The sequence below is a fragment of the Domibacillus epiphyticus genome, assembly GCF_001975785.1.
Taxonomy (GTDB): Bacteria; Bacillota; Bacilli; order Bacillales; family Domibacillaceae; genus Domibacillus; species Domibacillus epiphyticus.
Map to the genome: position 1 here is coordinate 75,472 of NZ_MSFI01000026.1, position 17,244 is coordinate 92,715.

General features: G+C 42.2%; 18 protein-coding genes. 4 read left to right on the plus strand and 14 right to left on the minus strand.

Going from position 1 to position 17,244, the window contains the following annotated elements; genetic code table 11:
* Window positions 1–71: 71 nt before the first annotated feature.
* Window positions 72–293, plus strand: coding sequence for a hypothetical protein (locus BTO28_RS14600; protein WP_233129894.1), 222 nt, complete (start codon window positions 72–74; stop codon window positions 291–293).
* 196 nt (window positions 294–489) lie between these two features.
* Here BTO28_RS14600 and BTO28_RS14605 read toward each other — a convergent pair whose 3' ends face one another.
* From BTO28_RS14605 to BTO28_RS14640, 8 genes are all read right to left on the minus strand, one after another.
* Entirely contained in the window at window positions 490–1,464 is a 975-nt protein-coding gene (locus tag BTO28_RS14605; RefSeq protein ID WP_076767571.1) for a bile acid:sodium symporter family protein, read from the minus strand.
* 91 nt (window positions 1,465–1,555) lie between these two features.
* Complete coding sequence (gene wrbA, locus BTO28_RS14610; protein ID WP_233129895.1) at window positions 1,556–2,167, minus strand: NAD(P)H:quinone oxidoreductase; 612 nt, start codon at window positions 2,165–2,167, stop codon at window positions 1,556–1,558.
* 132 nt (window positions 2,168–2,299) lie between these two features.
* On the minus strand, window positions 2,300–2,701 hold the full coding sequence (locus tag BTO28_RS14615; RefSeq protein WP_076767575.1) for a DoxX family protein: 402 nt from the start codon (window positions 2,699–2,701) through the stop codon (window positions 2,300–2,302).
* 66 nt (window positions 2,702–2,767) lie between these two features.
* Window positions 2,768–3,706, minus strand: coding sequence for a ring-cleaving dioxygenase (locus BTO28_RS14620; RefSeq protein ID WP_076767577.1), 939 nt, complete (start codon window positions 3,704–3,706; stop codon window positions 2,768–2,770).
* A gap of 45 nt (window positions 3,707–3,751) precedes the next feature.
* Entirely contained in the window at window positions 3,752–4,150 is a 399-nt protein-coding gene (locus tag BTO28_RS14625) for a DoxX family protein (RefSeq protein WP_076767579.1), read from the minus strand.
* 274 nt (window positions 4,151–4,424) lie between these two features.
* Window positions 4,425–5,870: a SulP family inorganic anion transporter gene (locus tag BTO28_RS14630; protein ID WP_076767581.1), complete on the minus strand. Its 1,446-nt coding sequence runs from the start codon at window positions 5,868–5,870 to the stop codon at window positions 4,425–4,427.
* Window positions 5,871–6,067: 197 nt separating this feature from the next.
* Complete coding sequence (locus BTO28_RS14635; protein ID WP_076767583.1) at window positions 6,068–6,736, minus strand: response regulator; 669 nt, start codon at window positions 6,734–6,736, stop codon at window positions 6,068–6,070.
* A complete protein-coding gene (locus tag BTO28_RS14640; protein ID WP_076767585.1) occupies window positions 6,729–8,336 on the minus strand; it encodes an ATP-binding protein in 1,608 nt (535 codons plus the stop codon). Before BTO28_RS14640 ends, BTO28_RS14635 begins: the two co-directional genes overlap by 8 nt.
* A gap of 127 nt (window positions 8,337–8,463) precedes the next feature.
* Here BTO28_RS14640 and BTO28_RS14645 point away from each other — a divergent pair, with 127 nt between their 5' ends.
* Entirely contained in the window at window positions 8,464–9,519 is a 1,056-nt protein-coding gene (locus BTO28_RS14645; protein ID WP_076767587.1) for a DctP family TRAP transporter solute-binding subunit, read from the plus strand.
* Between the two features lie 131 nt (window positions 9,520–9,650).
* Complete coding sequence (locus BTO28_RS14650; RefSeq protein ID WP_076767589.1) at window positions 9,651–10,910, plus strand: dicarboxylate/amino acid:cation symporter; 1,260 nt, start codon at window positions 9,651–9,653, stop codon at window positions 10,908–10,910.
* A 56-nt stretch (window positions 10,911–10,966) separates the two neighbouring features.
* On the opposite strand, the gene BTO28_RS14655 is transcribed toward BTO28_RS14650, so the two are convergent.
* The 5 genes from BTO28_RS14655 to BTO28_RS17730 all read right to left on the minus strand — a co-directional run bounded on the left by BTO28_RS14655 (window position 10,967) and on the right by BTO28_RS17730 (window position 15,261).
* The gene (locus tag BTO28_RS14655) at window positions 10,967–11,509 is read right to left on the minus strand and encodes a GNAT family N-acetyltransferase (protein WP_076767590.1); all 543 of its coding nucleotides are present in this window, start codon (window positions 11,507–11,509) and stop codon (window positions 10,967–10,969) included.
* Between the two features lie 723 nt (window positions 11,510–12,232).
* Window positions 12,233–13,684, minus strand: coding sequence for a nicotinate phosphoribosyltransferase (locus tag BTO28_RS14660; protein WP_076767593.1), 1,452 nt, complete (start codon window positions 13,682–13,684; stop codon window positions 12,233–12,235).
* 2 nt (window positions 13,685–13,686) lie between these two features.
* Window positions 13,687–14,238 carry a cysteine hydrolase family protein gene (locus tag BTO28_RS14665; protein ID WP_076767595.1) on the minus strand — a complete coding sequence of 184 codons (552 nt, stop codon included), beginning with the start codon at window positions 14,236–14,238 and terminating at the stop codon, window positions 13,687–13,689.
* A 21-nt stretch (window positions 14,239–14,259) separates the two neighbouring features.
* Window positions 14,260–15,024 (minus strand): NUDIX domain-containing protein, encoded by a 765-nt coding sequence (locus BTO28_RS14670; protein WP_083711651.1) that lies wholly within the window; start codon window positions 15,022–15,024, stop codon window positions 14,260–14,262.
* A 105-nt stretch (window positions 15,025–15,129) separates the two neighbouring features.
* Window positions 15,130–15,261 (minus strand): hypothetical protein, encoded by a 132-nt coding sequence (locus tag BTO28_RS17730; RefSeq protein ID WP_269843879.1) that lies wholly within the window; start codon window positions 15,259–15,261, stop codon window positions 15,130–15,132.
* An 85-nt stretch (window positions 15,262–15,346) separates the two neighbouring features.
* Between BTO28_RS17730 and BTO28_RS14675 the strand changes: the two genes are divergently transcribed.
* Window positions 15,347–16,297, plus strand: coding sequence for a LacI family DNA-binding transcriptional regulator (locus BTO28_RS14675; RefSeq protein WP_076767599.1), 951 nt, complete (start codon window positions 15,347–15,349; stop codon window positions 16,295–16,297).
* A gap of 74 nt (window positions 16,298–16,371) precedes the next feature.
* Here the strand turns inward: BTO28_RS14675 and BTO28_RS14680 are convergent, their stop codons facing one another.
* Window positions 16,372–17,196, minus strand: a complete 825-nt coding sequence (locus BTO28_RS14680; RefSeq protein WP_076767601.1) for an aldo/keto reductase — start codon at window positions 17,194–17,196, stop codon at window positions 16,372–16,374.
* Window positions 17,197–17,244 lie beyond the last annotated feature (48 nt).

Genomic DNA, 17,244 nt, shown 5'->3' on the forward strand with positions numbered 1-17,244 from the left:
CATATGGTATCAGGTAAAAAATTGTACTTTATGTGCTAAACTAATAGAAAAAACTTGAAAGGATGGACAATTTGAAACAATTTATTTTTGTCATACCGGTTATGGTCCTCGTTTTTTCGATTGCGACCTGGATGCTTAATAAAGACTTTGCGATGATTGACGTGCAGACTCGCGGGCTTATTGCCGCCGGTGCTTCTGTTTTCTCAGGCATTATTTCTTTTTTTCTCATGAAAGGGGATGCTGAAAACATTGCCAATGCACACCGGGAAAGGCAAGATGCCAAAAGAAAATGAAAAAGAAGGAGAGGTCTAAAGACCTCTCCTTCTTACTTCGCTGGCCGGATTTTCTGATATTGGGCCGGATTTCTTGTTCTTTTGGCCGGTATTTTGGGAATCCGGTCTTCATGAACAGATTCCGGCTTTGCCATCGAAAAATCGGCCCAAATGGTGCACAATCCGGCTTTCCATGGGAAACCCCCTTTATTCACTTTCATTTCTCATGTACTACGGACCGTTTCCGGAATACGCTTTTCTCATAAACTAGTGTAATCAAATAGCCATGAAATGCTGCAAGGAGCTGCTGAAACAGCATGCAAATGACAACGGGCACGGCAACCTGAGGCGGGAAAAAGTTAACGGCTAGAACCGCTCCAGCGCTAATATTGCGCATTCCACCTGTAAAAATCAGCGTGATCACATTTTCTTTCTTTTGTTTCCATAAAACTGCGATGACCCACGAGAAAAGATAACCGGATAATACAATGAGCAAGACTGTTCCTAAAATCTGCAAAAACTTCAAATCGATATTTCGCAAAAAAGGAGACACAACTGAACTATTAATCGCAATGACAGCAAGCAATGTCATTTTCGAGAATGGCGCCAGTTTTTGACTGATGTTAATGGATCGATCTGATTTTAGCCACTCGTTCACCGCCATTCCGAGTAATGATGGCACGACAATCATCCAGACCAGTCCATTCATGACGTCAAAAAAGTTCATCTCCACTACACTTCCAGCAAGAACAGACAAACTGAACGGCACGATAATTGGAGACAGCATTGTATCAATTAAAATAATCGCCAGAGCAAGCGGCACGCTTCCTTTATTCATCGTCACCCAGATCATGCTTGTAATTCCCGTTGGTATAACAACCGCCAGAGTGAATCCTGTTACGGTCAATGGATCATCTGGAAAGAAGAAATGACCGATTTCCCATGCCCATAAAGGGGTAATGACATGAAGAACGGTGAGTGCAAGAAGGATTGGCAGCGGGTGTGAGATTGTGTGGTGAAGCATTTTGAAGTTGGAATTTAAGCTGCCGGCAAACGTCATAAAGGCAAATGCCCACGGAACAATAAACCCCCACGAATCCAGCAGTCCTGCCGCAACCACACCCGTTATGACACTGATCGGCGTCAATATCGGCATCCACCTTCCAAGCAGCACGTTCAGTTTGTGCAACATAAAACAGGACTCCATTCGACTTTTTTATACATATTGTACCATTTGGAAAACAAAAAAAGCGAACCGGCCTAATACCGATCCGCTTTTATCATTACTGGTTCCCTTTTTTCACCCATTCCGCTACTGTCACCGTACGCTTTGCCTGGTGTTTAACAGCATCCTGCACATCCTCCACCATGTTTCCGTCCTGATTTACGCTGACACTTGTGCCATATGGATTCCCTCCGGCCGCGAATGTCACCGGGTCTGTGTAACCAGGTGATGCAATGATAGCGCCCCAATGGTACATGGACGTGTAAAGTGATAAAATTGTTGCTTCCTGTCCGCCATGTGAATTTTGTGCTGAAGTCATCGCGCTCACTACTTTGTTTGCAAGCTTCCCATGGAACCAAAGTCCGCCTGTTGTATCTAAAAATTGTTTTACCTGCCCCGGCATATTTCCAAAGCGTGTCGGCACACTGAAAATGATGGCATCTGCCCATTCCAAATCATTCAATGTCACTTCAGGAACACCTTTTGTTTCATCAGCGTGCGCTTTCCATGCTGGATTCGAATCAATTGCTGACTGAGGAGCGGTTTCAGGCACTTTTAAAACTTTTACTTCCGCGCCTGCTGCTTTAGCCCCTTCTTCTGCCCATCTTGCCATTTGATAGTTCGTCCCAGTAGAGCTGTAATACACGACCGCTAATTTGACGTTTTCCATTGTTTGTTCCTCCTTGTGATTAGATGATCTTCCGAATAGCTTGTTTAAAAAACCCAATTATTTCACCACCAACACCCGAATTTTAAGGCCTTTCCAAAATTTCCGCTCCAGCCTTCAGCCCTTGCTTAGATCTCATTTATCTTTTCCCAGGAAATGAGCCGCTGAGAATAGCTTGCTTCCATTGAGTACAAGATATACTGCAATGGCTAGTAATGCTAAATCAAATTCATATCCAGACACTTGTCCGTTACCGAGAAAACCTGCAGCCAATTTTACTTTCAGCGTTGCAACAAGTAAAATAAGAGCAAGCAAAGCTGAAACAACTTTTGTGCCTATACCAAGAATTAAGGCAATACCGCCCGCCAACTCAATTGTTGCTACAATGTATGCTAAAAAGCCCGGCAGGCCGATACTGTCGAACCAACCTGCAGTATTTCCAATTCCCCCTTGAAACTTAACTAAACCATGTACAAAAAATATAATACCCAGCGTTACTCTTAAAATAAGCGCGCCTACTTCATTTTTTTCTGCCATTCTGCACACTCCATCTCAATATTTTTACTGCATTAATGAAAAATCTCTTCACGCATCTTTTATTTTTCAGTCCAATTCTCTAACTTCAACCGGAATCAATATGTTTTCAAGCTTCTCTCTGTGAGATTCGTATTGAGCCGGCAGTTTCAAACTTTCTCCCATCGTCTCCAGTGACTCATCATGCGCAAATCCTGGCGGGTCTGTTGCAATTTCAAATAAAATTTCCCCATGTTCTCTAAAATAGATGGCATTAAAGTAATTTCTGTCCTGAACAGGGGTCACTCCATACCCATACTTCTCTACATGCTGTTTCCAATCTAATTGATCATGATCATCATCTGCACGCCAGGCAATATGATGAACAGTTCCCGTTCCCATTTGGCCGCGTCCAGATGATGTGGTCTTTAAGTCGATAACATTTCCGATTTCACTTGAAGAACGAAAACGAACCAAATCCCCTTCTTTTCCGCCCATCTCAAGTCCCATTACTTTTTCCAATAATGCAGCGGTTTTGCCAGGCTGTGCGGACAATAACACGGCACCGCCAAATCCTTTAATCGCCACTTCCGGTGTCACACCGCCAAATTCCCACCCATTCTTTTCTCCTTCTGCCCGTGCTACCATATCAATCTGCAGGCCGTGGGGATCGCTGAATGCAAGGTATTGTTCACCAAACCGTTCTGTCTTTTGAAAAGAAATATTGAATGAATCCAGTCTTTTTTCCCAAAAGCCAAGGGCTCCCTCCGGCACAACGTAAGATGTAACACCTACCTGGCCATCCCCGATTGTGCCGCGTTTAGCACCTGCCCAGGGAAAGAAGGTGATAATCGTTCCAGGTTTTCCTCCTTGATCGCCGAAATAAAGGTGATAGGTACCCGGGTCATCAAAGTTGACCGTTTTTTTTACCAAACGCAGCCCTAATACACCTGCATAAAAATCTACATTTTCCTGTGGATGTCCAACAATCGCTGTAATGTGGTGAATACCTGCTGTTTTTTTTGCCATCTTTTCTTCTCCTCTCACATAGAACTTGTTTTTACCCCATCATTTTTAGAAAATAAGAGCGTCCAGTGCAAACTGCCCTGGTCCCGTCATCGCGATACCAATTGCGGCGGCAATCAAAATAACATTATATTCATACCCATTTTGTGTACTCCAGAACCCGTTTGCACCGTGTACTTTGACAATTGCAATAACCATTGTGGCAGCAATCAGCACCCCGGCAAGCGGTGTTAATAAACCCAGGGCGAATAATGCACCTCCTGCTAGTTCAGTAAAACCTGCAATGAAAGCAATCTTTACACCAGGCTTCATACCAATGGAATCAAACCAGCCGCCCGTTCCTTTTAAGCCATATCCGCCAAACCAGCCAAATAACTTTTGCGCTCCATGTCCAACAAACGTAAGCCCTATAACCAATCGAATCAGTAACAATCCTGCATCTATCATCTTAAAATTCCTCCTAATATCTCGAATTAATATATCTTTAATTAAAGATATATACCTAAAAAAATTTTACAACTTTTAAACTTTAACTCGTACTCCTATCTTCTTCTGATTGAGGAACGTTTCGATTAACGCCTTCAATCGGGCACTTACGATTCATCACTTCCTTAATTTATCTCGATTTAAATTATCTTTAATTCGAGATAATAATAGCACGCGCATTTTTTCATGTCAACACAAAAAAACAGCGAGTCATGATTGACCCGCCGCTGTTACTTTATTGAATCCCGACTTGCTGCATAAGCCGGGCGCTTTGTCCGTTCAATCCAACTAACTGAACCGGCACACTATTTTCCTTATACTTCGTGATCACTTTTTCAATTGCTGCAACACCTGAGTCGTCCCATATATTCGCAGCGGTTAAATCAATCACGACACGGTTAACATCTTCTTTGTAATCAAATTCATTTAAAAAGTCCGTGACGGATGCAAAGAAAATCTGTCCTGACACACGGTATATTTTTTCATTAGCATTTCTTGTTTCATTCGTAATATCCAGCTTGGATATTTTCGCTGCAAAAAACAGCGCGCTTAAAATAATGCCGGCGAACACACCCTGCGACAAGTCATGCGTCCAAACAACAACTGCTACCGTGACGATCATCACGATAGTATCCGTAACAGGGACTTTACGGACGGAGGTAATTGATGCCCAGTCAAATGTGCCGATTGACACCATAATCATGACACCGACTAGTGCAGCCATCGGAATTTGAATGACAATATCACTCAGGACAATAATTAACAACAGCAAAACAACACCCGCTGTCAAGGTCGACAGCCGGCCCCTGCCGCCGGATTTCACATTGATGACAGACTGTCCAATCATCGCACAGCCCGCCATACCGCCAAGGAAACCGGTCGCAATGTTCGCAATCCCTTGACCACGTGCTTCTCTGTTTTTGTCACTTTCTGTATCCGTCATATCATCCACAATGGATGCGGTTAAAAGAGACTCAAGGAGACCGACAATAGATAAAGCGAGTGCCGTTGGAAAAATAATGGATAACGTTTCAAAATTAAGCGGCACGTCCGGGAAAAAGAAAGATGGAAGTGTTCCGCTAATATTGCCCAGGTCTCCGACAGTTCGTAAATCAAAGCCGGCAAACACCGCTATAACGGTCATGACAACAATGGCAACAAGTGGTGATGGAACCGCTTTGGTTACGCGCGGAAGCAAATAAATAATAGCCAATGTAGCCGCGACGAATACGTATGTCATCGTTGAAATCCCGATAAAATGCGGTACTTGCGCCATGAATATTAATATGGCCAGAGCGTTCACAAAGCCTATCATGACCGAACGCGGGATGAACTTCATAAATCGGGCAATTTTCAAATACCCGAATGTCACCTGCAATATGCCTGTTAAAATGGTCGCTGCAAATAAGTATTGCAGTCCATGATCTTTTACAAGCGTCACCATGAGAAGCGCCATCGCACCGGTCGCAGCTGAAATCATAGCAGGACGCCCGCCCATAAACGCGATGACCACTGCCATTGAAAACGAAGCGTATAATCCAACCATTGGATCTACGCCTGCGATAATTGAAAATGCAATCGCTTCTGGAATGAGCGCGAGTGCAACGACAAGACCGGACAGCAAATCGCCTTTCACATTCCCGAACCATTCTCTTTTTACTTTTTGTACTGATAAATCCATGCTTCACCTCATTATATATGTATCACTTTCGACTCTCACGAAAGATCTCTTCGGATTTTACAACGTCTTTTATCCTATCATAAAGTACATTGTTTGAACATCCGAGGAACGGCTTTTGTCTAAAGTGTAAAAACAGAGATCAGCAGGAAGAACAAAACATTAATGGTTGAGTTTTGTATAAGTTTGGACTCCTTCTTTCAATACAATATATACCGATTCATCGGCCGCCCGATACCGCCATACTGGATGTCGATTTTCACTTTCCCTCTTTTTTCAAGGTAATCAAGATACCGCCTTGCCGTGACTCTTGCCGTGCCGACAACTTCCGCAACTTCTTCAGCAGAAATAGGTTTGTCCATCTTAGATAAGCAGGTGATAATTTTTGCTAACGTAACCGCATTTAATCCTTTTGGCAAATCGTCTGGTTCATCTGTATCCTTCAGGAATAATATATCATCCAGTTCCCTTTGGCTGATGGTTCCTTTGTCGTTCAAACGTTTTCGGAAGGAGAGATAATTTTCCAGCGCTTGTTTCATCCGCTCAAATTTAAATGGTTTCATTATATAATCAAACGCACCGTGCTGGAAGACCTGGCGTACAGTGTCTATCTCACTAGCAGCTGTAATGGCAATGACATCCACCCGATGCCCTTCTTTCCTCAATTGATGCAATGTTTCAAGACCGTCCATTACTGGCATATATAAATCAACAATGACGAGATCAGGAGATAATGTCCGAATGAGCTCCATTCCTTCTTCCCCATTGGCCGCCAGCCCAATAATCTCAAATCCATCTACTCTGTTAATAAACTCTTTGTTTACTTCCTGAACCATTAAGTCATCTTCAATCAGGAGCACTTTAATCAACTTGTCCACCTCTATTCTTGTTATGATTCATTGGAAATGTAAGAATGAAAGTCGTTCCTTCCCCAGGGATAGACTCCAATTGTATTTCCCCACTTCCTTTTTCGACAATTTGTTTCACTAAATAGAGCCCGATCCCTCTGCCTGTTTTTGCTTTTGTGGAAAAACCTTGATTAAAAATAAATGGTTGTTTTTCTTTTTCAATTCCAGGACCATTGTCTTCAACTAAAATCGACAGCACCTGTTCTGTTTGCTGAATGCTAACATAAATCTGATTGTCTTCACTTTGCTTTTGAAATGAATCAAACGCGTTTTCAATCAAGTTCCCGAGTACAAGGACAAAATCATGATGGTCTAAATACAGGGGAAATGTCTGCAGTTTACTATGGCGGTCAATAATAACTTGAATCCCCAATTCTTTCCCCCGGCTGACTTTGCTCAACAATAGACCGGACAGACTGTCATCTTTAATATTTTTACTTAAAAATCGGGTCAGCTCTTCCTGTTCTTCCGAAACTTGAAAAACATATTCAAGCGCTTTTTCTCTGTTCCCAAGCTGGATCAATCCAGCAATCGTATGCAATTTGTTCATATGTTCATGATTTTGCACCCTGAGTGCACTGACAAATGCCTTTACTCCTGTCAGCTCTTCCGCTAGCTGCTTTACCTGTGTACGATCCTGAAAAATGGCAATGGCTCCGACCGTTGAGCCTGCTACTCGAATCGGCACCCTATTCGACAAGATGGCCAGATTCCGAATTTGCATGTTTTTATTGTAGATAGGATGATCCAATTGTAATACTTCCGGCAATTGTGTATCCGGAAGCACTTCTCTTATTTGATGCCCAATCACATCCCCTTTAACACCCAACATTGCTTTTGCCCGATCATTAAAAATCGTAATTCTCTCAAATTTATCGATCGCGATAACACCCTCATGCATAGCGTTAAATGTTTCTGTCCGCTCCACAACAAGCTGCGCAATCTCATGCGGCTCCAGCTTAAACATTTGCTCCTTTAAATGCCGGGCCAGCAAATACGCGCCCAAGCACGATATTAAGAGCGCCAGAATCGACGAAACGACGATTTCCATCTTCACAGACAAAACCGTTTCCATTACTTGTGGCAGCTTATAACCTGCAATCACGACGCCCACTTGATTGTGTGCTTCGTCTAAAATCGGAACAAAGGACCGAATGACCGTGCCGACTTCACCTTCTCCTTTTGCTGTATAAGAATGCTCAGCGAAAGCCGGCCCTTCATCCTTTCCGTTCGATACGGTCCCAATTTTGCTTTGTACAGGGTGAGTTAATCTCACACGATCCATATTGAGAACAACAATATAATCTGCTTTATTTATTACACGCAGCTCTTCAACTGCGTCCGCTGCTCCATCCGGAACACGGTTTGAAGAAGATAAGCTCTCTGCCAAGCCAGGAAGTTCCGCCACTGTCCTAGCCGTTAAAATTGCCGTATCCCGCAGTTCACTTTCTTCTGTTTCAAGATAATTACCGGTCAAAACGATTCCGAGCACGAAAAAAGAGAACATGAGAATAAACACGATAAGTCCAGTTATTTTCCATTGTATAGGGACCCTTACCATAAACCACGCCGCCATTCTCAAAAAATAATAGTATGATTTTATTTTACCATGGAAGAGAAAAACAAAAACGCTGCAGAAAAAATGATATGATAAAAACATAGAACCAATTAATGCACAGGTGATGCTCATGACAAAATATATCGGTTTTTGCCTAACGATTCTTTTGCTGCTTCTCGGATTTTATTTTTACCAAAACAATCTGGACAACGAACGGCAAACGCTTTCCTATGATGATGAACAGGAAGGTCTTGAAAAACAAATTACCATTCATTTCTCTCACGTCGTCGCAGAAAATACACCAAAAGGGCTCGCTGCTCAAAAATTCGCAGAACTGGTCAGTGAGAAAACGAATGGACAGGTGCAGGTCCACATTTTTCAAAACGGTATTCTTTATTCTGATGACGATGAATATGAAGCACTGCAAAGGGGAGATATCGAAATGATTGCTCCTTCGTTTTCAAAGATGATTGACACTGTACCAGAGTGGAAAGTGCTTGATCTTCCATTTATTTTCAACCGAAACAGCCAGGTGGAAGCCGTCTTGGCCGGACAAACAAGTGATCATCTCCTATCTATGATAAAAGATAAAAAAGTAAAAGGATTATCTTTTTGGAGTAATGGTTTTAAACAGATGACGAGCGATGGAACACCCCTTCTTGAACCGGAACATTTTCGCGGCCAGACATTTCGTGTGATGCCGGGGCCTGTCATTGAAGAGCAGTTCCGGCTTTTAAACGCTCGGACAGTCGTAATGCCTTTTACCGAAGTGTATCAGGGACTCGGAACGAGAGAAATCGACGGTCAGGAAAATACCATTTCCAATATTTATTCAAAGCGTCTGTATCGGGTGCAAAAACATTTAACCATCAGCAATCATGGGTATCTCGCATATGCCGTAATGGTGAATCAAAAATTTTGGAACGGTTTACCTGAGGATATTCAGGAGAAAATTCAAGAAGCAATGCGTGAAACAACACTCTGGAATATGAAAGAAGCAGCGAAAATGAATGAACTGCAGCTTCAAGACATAAAAGAGAATTCCACCATTCAAATGTATCGCCTAACGGAACAGCAAAAGAAAGAGTGGCTGCAAACATTTCAACCGCTATATAGAGAAGTTGAAGAAGAGGTCGGCCGTGACTTAATCGAATTAATTCAATCCCCTCCTGATGAAGAGCGCTAATAAGCGCTCTTTTTTTGACCAAAAAGACCAAAAGAACCATTATTACCAAAAATACTTATTATGCAAATTGTCTGTTAATATTTTGTTAAGGAATTGAAACCGCTATCAAATAAATGTAAGGAGGTTTATCTATGCGCAGAGCATTAAATAATTTAACCGTACGTGTAATCATAGGTATTATTTTAGGTATCGCTGTTGGTATTGCTTTCCCGGCTTTCGGAGAGGACTTGAAAGTTCTAGCGGATGTATTTATCAAAATGATTAAAATGGTCATCGCACCAATCATCTTCCTCACTGTTGTCATCGGAATTGGCAGCATGGGTGATTTGAAGAAAGTTGGGCGGATCGGAGGAAAGGCTCTTCTTTACTTTGAAATCGTAACAACATTTGCACTAGCGATCGGGATTATTGTAGTAAACATTCTTCAACCTGGTGCCGGATTTAATACATCTTCCGTTGAAGGCGGAGATGTATCTGAATACACAAAAGGTGCGGAAGAATCAAGTCATGGATTTGTTGAATTCTTTGTAGGGGTTGTACCGGAAAATGCGATGGCTGCAATGGCTGGCGGAGACTTGCTTCCTATTTTATTCTTTGCTATTTTCTTTGGTCTTTCACTTGCCTCTCTTGGAGAACGCGGTAAACCAGTCGTTGATTTCTTCGAACGATTAACGGATATTTTCTTTGGCATCGTTAACATGATTATGAAAGTTTCGCCGATTGCCGCTTTTGGTGCAATGGCGTACACGATCGGAAAATTCGGTCTCGGTTCACTCGTATCTCTTGGACAGCTTATGCTCGGTGTATATATTACTTGTGCACTATTCGTTATCGTTATCCTTGGTGGAATTGCTAAACTTTTCGGCTTCAATATCTTTAAATTTATCGCTTATATTAAAGAAGAAATTTTACTCGTTTTAGGTACATCTTCTTCAGAATCTGCTCTTCCAAAATTGATGCAGAAGCTTGAAAATTACGGCTGTTCTAAGCCGGTTGTCGGATTGGTTGTACCGACAGGCTATTCGTTTAACCTGGATGGTACGTCGATCTACCTGTCAATGGCTGCGATTTTTATCGCACAGGCTTACGGAGTTGATTTAACCATCTGGCAAGAGCTTACATTGTTAGGTGTACTCATGCTGACATCTAAAGGTGCTGCAGGTGTTACAGGTTCCGGCTTTATTACATTGGCTGCGACACTGGCTGCTTTCCCAATGATTCCTGTAGAAGGTATTGCCTTGCTTCTCGGTGTTGACCGTTTCATGTCAGAAGCACGCGCAATTACAAACCTAATCGGAAACGGCGTAGCTACTGTTGTCGTATCTAAAATGGAAAAAGAATTCCACCCACCGGCAGATCTGCACGCTGCTGAGACTAAGGTGGCCAACTAACTGAATAAATAAAAGCGCCAACGTCGTAAAATCGTCGACGTTGGCGCTTTTTTATATTACTTTTCATTATTATATTCAACGACCCAGCAATCATTAAATTTTCCCTCATGCCATTCGTGCTCAGGGAGAAGTTTTACCTTTTCAAAACCGCACTTTTCATAACAGCGGATCGCCCGTTTATTCCATGATTGCGGGTTCATGACTATTTTGCCTGCCTGCTTCTCTTTCGATAAATATTCAACAATTGCTTTCACTAGGACTTTTCCAATTCCTTTATTCCAGTATCCTACTTCACCAATTAACTGATCTGTTCCGTAAATAACCGCCTCATCACCTGTGTACCCATACATTTCTCTTTCCTGTTCATCAAGCAGATAATATTGCGCATAGCCGATTTCTGCTCCGTCAAATTCAATGATGCACCGCGTCATATCTTTTTCTTGATTATAAAAATGGTCCTTTACTTTTTCCAAGTCAAATGAGTTGTCCCTGCCTTCATAAAATTCCAGAACCACCGGGTCAGACAGCCATTTTACAAGTAATCCCTGATCTTTCTCCATTAGTGAACGAATTCTCAGCCTGCCCTTTTGAAATAGCATTTCGTCTCCCCCAATCTCAAATGAGCTTTATATAAAAAATACCTAATATTCTGATTAATGTAAACGTATTCAATTAAAAATATGATATTTTTATCATTTCTCACGTTTACAGACAACTAGCACAAAGCAAAATTAAAATAAGGGACAGTCATAAAAGGATGAACTTTTCTCTTTACGGTAAAATATTCAATATTATTCATGTTATTGTATAATATAGGAAAAAATGCTGTCGAAAATTGTTTCATGTGGAACATTTGGAGGTTACGGTCAGATTTTTTCCGAAAATTATTTTTTATAAGACCAACTGGACATTATTTTTCGCTACATATCAGCGCTTTTGCTCATGTAGAAGAATGTTACGCCGAATGATACAGCTGGGCGTCTCGCAGCACGCTCGACTCTTTTTAACAGATCGAGTGAAATTATTCGCCAGCTAACCTGTAATGGGCATGATTTATATCATATTCCAAAGCATCCGGACTGGACAACATATCGTGATGCAAAATGCATTTGCTGAAAAAGGCATTCTCCTTGTCGCCAATCATCGAGATTTATTCCTTTATGTCCAAACTCGATGAACCGATCCCGGAAAATGCCCGATTATTTATTATTTGCGATGATGAAGCACACAGCCATCTTTAAGCCAGATAAATCTATTATAAACGGAATAGAAATTTGGCCCTAAATTTTTTACTGCATTTATTACAGGCCGATTTTTAGCAATCATCGAGCAGACTGTGGCAGCATTTCTTCAATTTTACGCATTTTGTGTTCCCAGCACGCTGGACTTAAATCTACTGGGTACTCCTCTGGATTAACCGGCCGCTTATATTCGTCCCAGAAAACAGACAAACTGCTTTCGACATGGCCGCGAATATCTTCCAATGACGGCCGTTCATAGACTGCTTTTCCATTCACATAAATATCTTCATGCAATTCACGTGCAGTAAAATTCGTCACGAATTTACTGATATACGTATGAACGGGATGAAACATTTTTAGTTTTTCTTCATTCTGTGGATTTTCACCTTCCAGCGCGATATAGTCGCCTTCTGCTTTGCCGTTTGCATTATTGATAATCCTATAGACATTTTTTTTGCCTGGGGTCGTCACTTTCTCCGGATTTCCAGATATTTTAATTGTATCGACCATTTCGCCATTCTCATTTTCAATTGAAACAAGTTTATAGACTGCTCCAAGGGCCGGATGATCGAATGCGGTAATCAGTTTCGTTCCGATTCCCCAGCTGTCTATTTTCGCTCCTTGCGCGTACAAACTCATAATCGTTTCCTCATCCAGGTCATTCGATGCGATAATTTCCGCATCTGGAAATCCCGCTTCGTCCAGCATGGTGCGCGCGTTTTTTGACAAGTACGCAAGGTCTCCGCTGTCCAGGCGGACGCCTTTAAAGTTAATTTTATCACCAAATTCTTTTGCAACACGGATCGCATTTGGTACACCAGAACGCAGTGTATCATAGGTATCAACGAGAAATACACAATCCCGGTGGGTCTCGGCATATTTTGAAAACGCCACATATTCGTCTTGATATGCCTGCACCATTGCATGTGCATGCGTACCAGATATCGGAATGCCGAATAATTTTCCTGCACGGACGTTACTCGTGCCCCCAAAACCGCTAATATAAGCGGCACGTGTGCCCCAGATAGCCGCTTCTGTCTCGTGCGCCCGTCTTGTACCAAATTCCAGCGCTGTGCCCCCACCGATAACCTGCATCATGCGGGATGCTTTCGTCGCAATTAGCGTTTGATAGTTAATGACATTTAACAGAAGGGTTTCGAGGAGCTGCGCCTGAGCAAGCGGTGCTTCAATTCGCATCATTGGCTCATTTCCAAAGACAATTTCCCCTTCACGCATCGAGCGAATCGTGCCGGTGAAATTCATCTGTTTTAAAAATTCAAGGTAATCTTCCTCATAGCCTTCTTCCCGCAAATAGTCAATATCGCTTTTTGTAAAGCCGAACTGCTCTACAAATGACATCACCCGTTCAAGTCCGGCAAACACACCGTAACCATTTCCGAACGGGAGCCGACGAAAATAAATATCAAATACGGAATTTCGGTCATGGATGCCGTCCCGCCAGTATGTTTCCACCATATTAATCTGGTATAAATCCGTATGGAGCATAAAGCTGTCATCACTGTGTCTTCTCATGTTTACTCCCCCTTTTCTGCACCCAGCGTGTTCGTAAAGTGGCCGAGCGCCCATTTATGACCGCCTTCATTAAATGAAGCAACCGCCTTCTCATAAATGACGATGTCATACCCTTTGTTATACGCATCAACCGCTGTATGAAGGATGCAAATATCCGTGCAGACGCCAACGAGATGTACTTCTGTAATGCCACGTGTGCGGAGTTTCATGTCTAAATCCGTTCCGGCAAACGCGGAGTAACGTGTTTTGTCCATATAATACACATTGTCCCGCTCTTTAGTTTGCTCATATACATCTTGAAGCTTGCCGTATAATTCACGTCCTCTTGTCCCGCGAATGTTGTGTGGAGGAAATAACTTCGTTTCTGGATGATACGGATCGTTTTCATCATGAACATCAACCGCAAACACAACATAATCCCCATCATTAATAAATTGCTTGGTCAGCCGCACAATTTCATTTTCCAGCAATTGTCCTGGTTCACCGCAAGTTAATTTTCCATCTGCTGCAACAAAATCATACGTATAGTCAATATTGAGAAGTGCTTTTTTCATGTCAAACCCATCCCTTCTTATTTATCCGTAAATAGATTCAATTACATCAATCCCGTTAAATTTATAAAGACGTGACGGCCGGTACGAATGGCGTGTCGTTTTTTTCGGCTGTCCAGCTGCATCGAGTGCAAGTTCTATAAATGGCAGCTTTGGGGCTTTTGCAAAAAAAACTGGATCAGACGCAATTTTCGGATCATTCGTAACCGTTAACAACACCCGCTGTAATTCCGAAAGTGTAAATTCCTCCGGCAGAAAGTTTTTCGCTGTTGTTGTCCGGATCATCTCCGTACGGATTATGGCGAGTGCGTCTGTAATAATGTCACGGTGATCAAACGCGAGATCAAGATTCATCACGTCATCCATACTGAATAATTTTACATCCGCAGCATCATCTGCTGCACGCCTGTTCACAAGAGAGGATTCCGGTACAATCGCATAAAACGCATTAGAGATAATCCAGCCACGTGGATCACGGCCGTTTTTGTCGTAAACGCCAAAATGACGAATATGAAGCCCGGCAACACCTGTTTCTTCGTTTAATTCACGCACAGCAGCATCAATCCCCGTTTCATCAGGATGAATAAATCCACCAGGGATTGCCCACTTCCCGCCTTCGACATTCGGGTTGCCCTCACTGTCCGTCTCCTTACGCTGAATGAGCATCATATGGAGCGTCATTTCCGGTGGTGCTTTTTTTTCTTTTTTCTCGGATAGAATCGTAAAGACCGTAATGTCTGCGGTATAGCCATCTGGTGTCACGTATTTTGAGGAATCATAAGCTTTCATTAAATCCCACCAACTAATTATTAATTTTATAATTACTAATTATATTAGATGCTCTTTTATTATTCAAGAAAAAAAACCGGCTTCACTTTGCCGGTATATAGATTATTATTTGTGTTCCCTGTCGAAAAATTCGTCAAACGGCTTTATTTCAGCTTTTTCCCCTCTTGCATTTAATGCTGCTCCCGCAAAAAGCACTTCCACCAGACAAAGCAATATCAATACAAGTATCCCAAACATTATTTGCCACCCCTTCTTTCATTTTCTAAAATGTAAAGTATGAAACGCATTTCAGATCAAGTACTTATTTAAAAGAGGGATTAAAATGGGGAATATTCACGATATCGCCCGGCTCGCCGGTGTTTCAGCTTCAACAGTCTCACGTGTTTTAAATAATCATCCATATGTAAGCACAGAAAAAAGACAGGCTGTTCTGGATGCCGCGGAACAGCTTCATTACGAGAAAAACATTAACGCTGTTCATTTGTCTCGCGGGAAAACGGAGACCATCGGGGTTATTCTCCCGTATGTAAACCATCCGTATTTCGGTACAATTTTAAGCGGAATTGCAGCAGCAGCTGAAGAAAACGGCTTCAAACTTATGATTGTTCAAACAAAATATGATGTTAACCAAGAAATCGATGCCCTTAATATGATGAAACTAAAACAGGTTGACGGGCTGATCATCACATCACGTGAATGCCCAATTGAAATGGTGGAGGATTATAGTACGTACGGAAGCATTGTTTTATGCGAAGCATGGACTGGCAGCCAAATGTCTTCTGTTTACATCAATCACTTTAAAGCCTTTAAAGAAGCTATTACCTTTTTAAAAGACAGGGGACATTCCAAGATTGGATATACAATTGTCCGTGTTGACGGAAAAAGCAGCATCGCCCGGAGGAATGCGTACGAAGAAGTGTTTCACTATGTTCGGGATGAATGGGTGTTTGACAATTCGCTTACGATTGAAGATGGTGTTCGTGTTGCCGGGGAATGGAAAGAACTCGAAAAACGGCCGACGGCGATGCTCATAACAAATGATTTCGTCGCCGCTGGATTTATACTTGAATGCCGGCGGCTTGGATTCCAAATTCCAGGTGATGTTGCGGTTATCGGTTTTGATAACCATCCAATCGCTGCTCCTCTCGGTATTACGACAATTGATCTTCCACTACAGCGGCTTGGTGAAATCGCCTTTCAACAGGCGATTTCACCAACAGAGATTACTCACCAAGAAGTACCATTCACAATCGTAAAACGGGAAAGTGTATGAACAGGAGCAGCATTTAACGAGAAAGATTAATTCGAACGAAAAAATTGCCGGCATCGAGCCGGCAGTTCACTTTATTATTTTCTATTAAACTCAGCAGGTACTGGACCTGTGCGTTCACCGCTGTCCAGCGCTGTGATTTGATTCATTTCATCCTGTGTTAATTCAAAATCGAAAACATCGAAGTTTTCTTCAATGCGTGATGATGTTACTGATTTTGGAATAACAATGGAATCGTTTTGCAAATGCCAGCGAAGAATAACTTGTGCAGGTGATTTCCCATGCTTCCCAGCAATTGCTTTTACTGTTTCGTTTTCCAGTACAACACCACCCTTCATAAGAGGGCTCCACGCTTCAATGTAAATGTCGTTCTTTTTGCAAAATGCTTTCAGTTCCTTTTGAACGAGATGTGGATGGCATTCAATCTGATTCAACACTGGTTTTACATCACATTCATCCAGCAGACGCCGCAAGTGCTCAATGTCAAAATTACATACACCGATTGCTTTTACGCGTCCGTCCGCATACAATTTTTCAAGCGCCTTGTATGTATCAACATACGTATTTTCAGAGGGCATTGGCCAGTGAATTAAATACAAATCAATATAATCAAGACCCAGTTTCTCAATGCTTTCATCAAACGCTTTTAACGTTGCGTCATATCCTTGATCGGCATTCCATACTTTTGTCGTAATAAACAGCTCTTCACGCGGAATACCGCAATCTTTAATAGCTTTGCCAACACCGCGTTCGTTGCCGTAAATTGCAGCCGTATCAATGGATCGATAGCCCGTTTTGATCGCTTTTAATACAGCCGGTGCCGCTTCGTCATCATTTACCTGCCATACACCAAAACCAAGCTGTGGCATTTGAATTCCGTTATTCAATGTAACAAATTGCATTTTCCCGCTTCCCTTCCATTTATTTCTTACTCAGAAAGTATAGCATAG

Bases quoted from the DNA above. Each gene is read 5' to 3' on its own strand.
- BTO28_RS14605 (WP_076767571.1), bottom strand. From the start codon at position 1,464: ATGTTGCACAAACTGAACGTGCTGCTTGGAAGGTGGATGCCGATATTG.
- wrbA (WP_233129895.1), bottom strand. From the start codon at position 2,167: ATGGAAAACGTCAAATTAGCGGTCGTGTATTACAGCTCTACTGGGACG.
- BTO28_RS14615 (WP_076767575.1), bottom strand. From the start codon at position 2,701: ATGGCAGAAAAAAATGAAGTAGGCGCGCTTATTTTAAGAGTAACGCTG.
- BTO28_RS14620 (WP_076767577.1), bottom strand. From the start codon at position 3,706: ATGGCAAAAAAAACAGCAGGTATTCACCACATTACAGCGATTGTTGGA.
- BTO28_RS14625 (WP_076767579.1), bottom strand. From the start codon at position 4,150: ATGATAGATGCAGGATTGTTACTGATTCGATTGGTTATAGGGCTTACG.
- BTO28_RS14630 (WP_076767581.1), bottom strand. From the start codon at position 5,870: ATGGATTTATCAGTACAAAAAGTAAAAAGAGAATGGTTCGGGAATGTG.
- BTO28_RS14640 (WP_076767585.1), bottom strand. From the start codon at position 8,336: ATGGTAAGGGTCCCTATACAATGGAAAATAACTGGACTTATCGTGTTT.
- BTO28_RS14645 (WP_076767587.1), top strand. From the start codon at position 8,464: ATGACAAAATATATCGGTTTTTGCCTAACGATTCTTTTGCTGCTTCTC.
- BTO28_RS14650 (WP_076767589.1), top strand. From the start codon at position 9,651: ATGCGCAGAGCATTAAATAATTTAACCGTACGTGTAATCATAGGTATT.
- BTO28_RS14655 (WP_076767590.1), bottom strand. From the start codon at position 11,509: ATGCTATTTCAAAAGGGCAGGCTGAGAATTCGTTCACTAATGGAGAAA.
- BTO28_RS14660 (WP_076767593.1), bottom strand. From the start codon at position 13,684: ATGAGAAGACACAGTGATGACAGCTTTATGCTCCATACGGATTTATAC.
- BTO28_RS14665 (WP_076767595.1), bottom strand. From the start codon at position 14,238: ATGAAAAAAGCACTTCTCAATATTGACTATACGTATGATTTTGTTGCA.
- BTO28_RS14670 (WP_083711651.1), bottom strand. From the start codon at position 15,024: ATGAAAGCTTATGATTCCTCAAAATACGTGACACCAGATGGCTATACC.
- BTO28_RS17730 (WP_269843879.1), bottom strand. From the start codon at position 15,261: ATGTTTGGGATACTTGTATTGATATTGCTTTGTCTGGTGGAAGTGCTT.
- BTO28_RS14675 (WP_076767599.1), top strand. From the start codon at position 15,347: ATGGGGAATATTCACGATATCGCCCGGCTCGCCGGTGTTTCAGCTTCA.
- BTO28_RS14680 (WP_076767601.1), bottom strand. From the start codon at position 17,196: ATGCAATTTGTTACATTGAATAACGGAATTCAAATGCCACAGCTTGGT.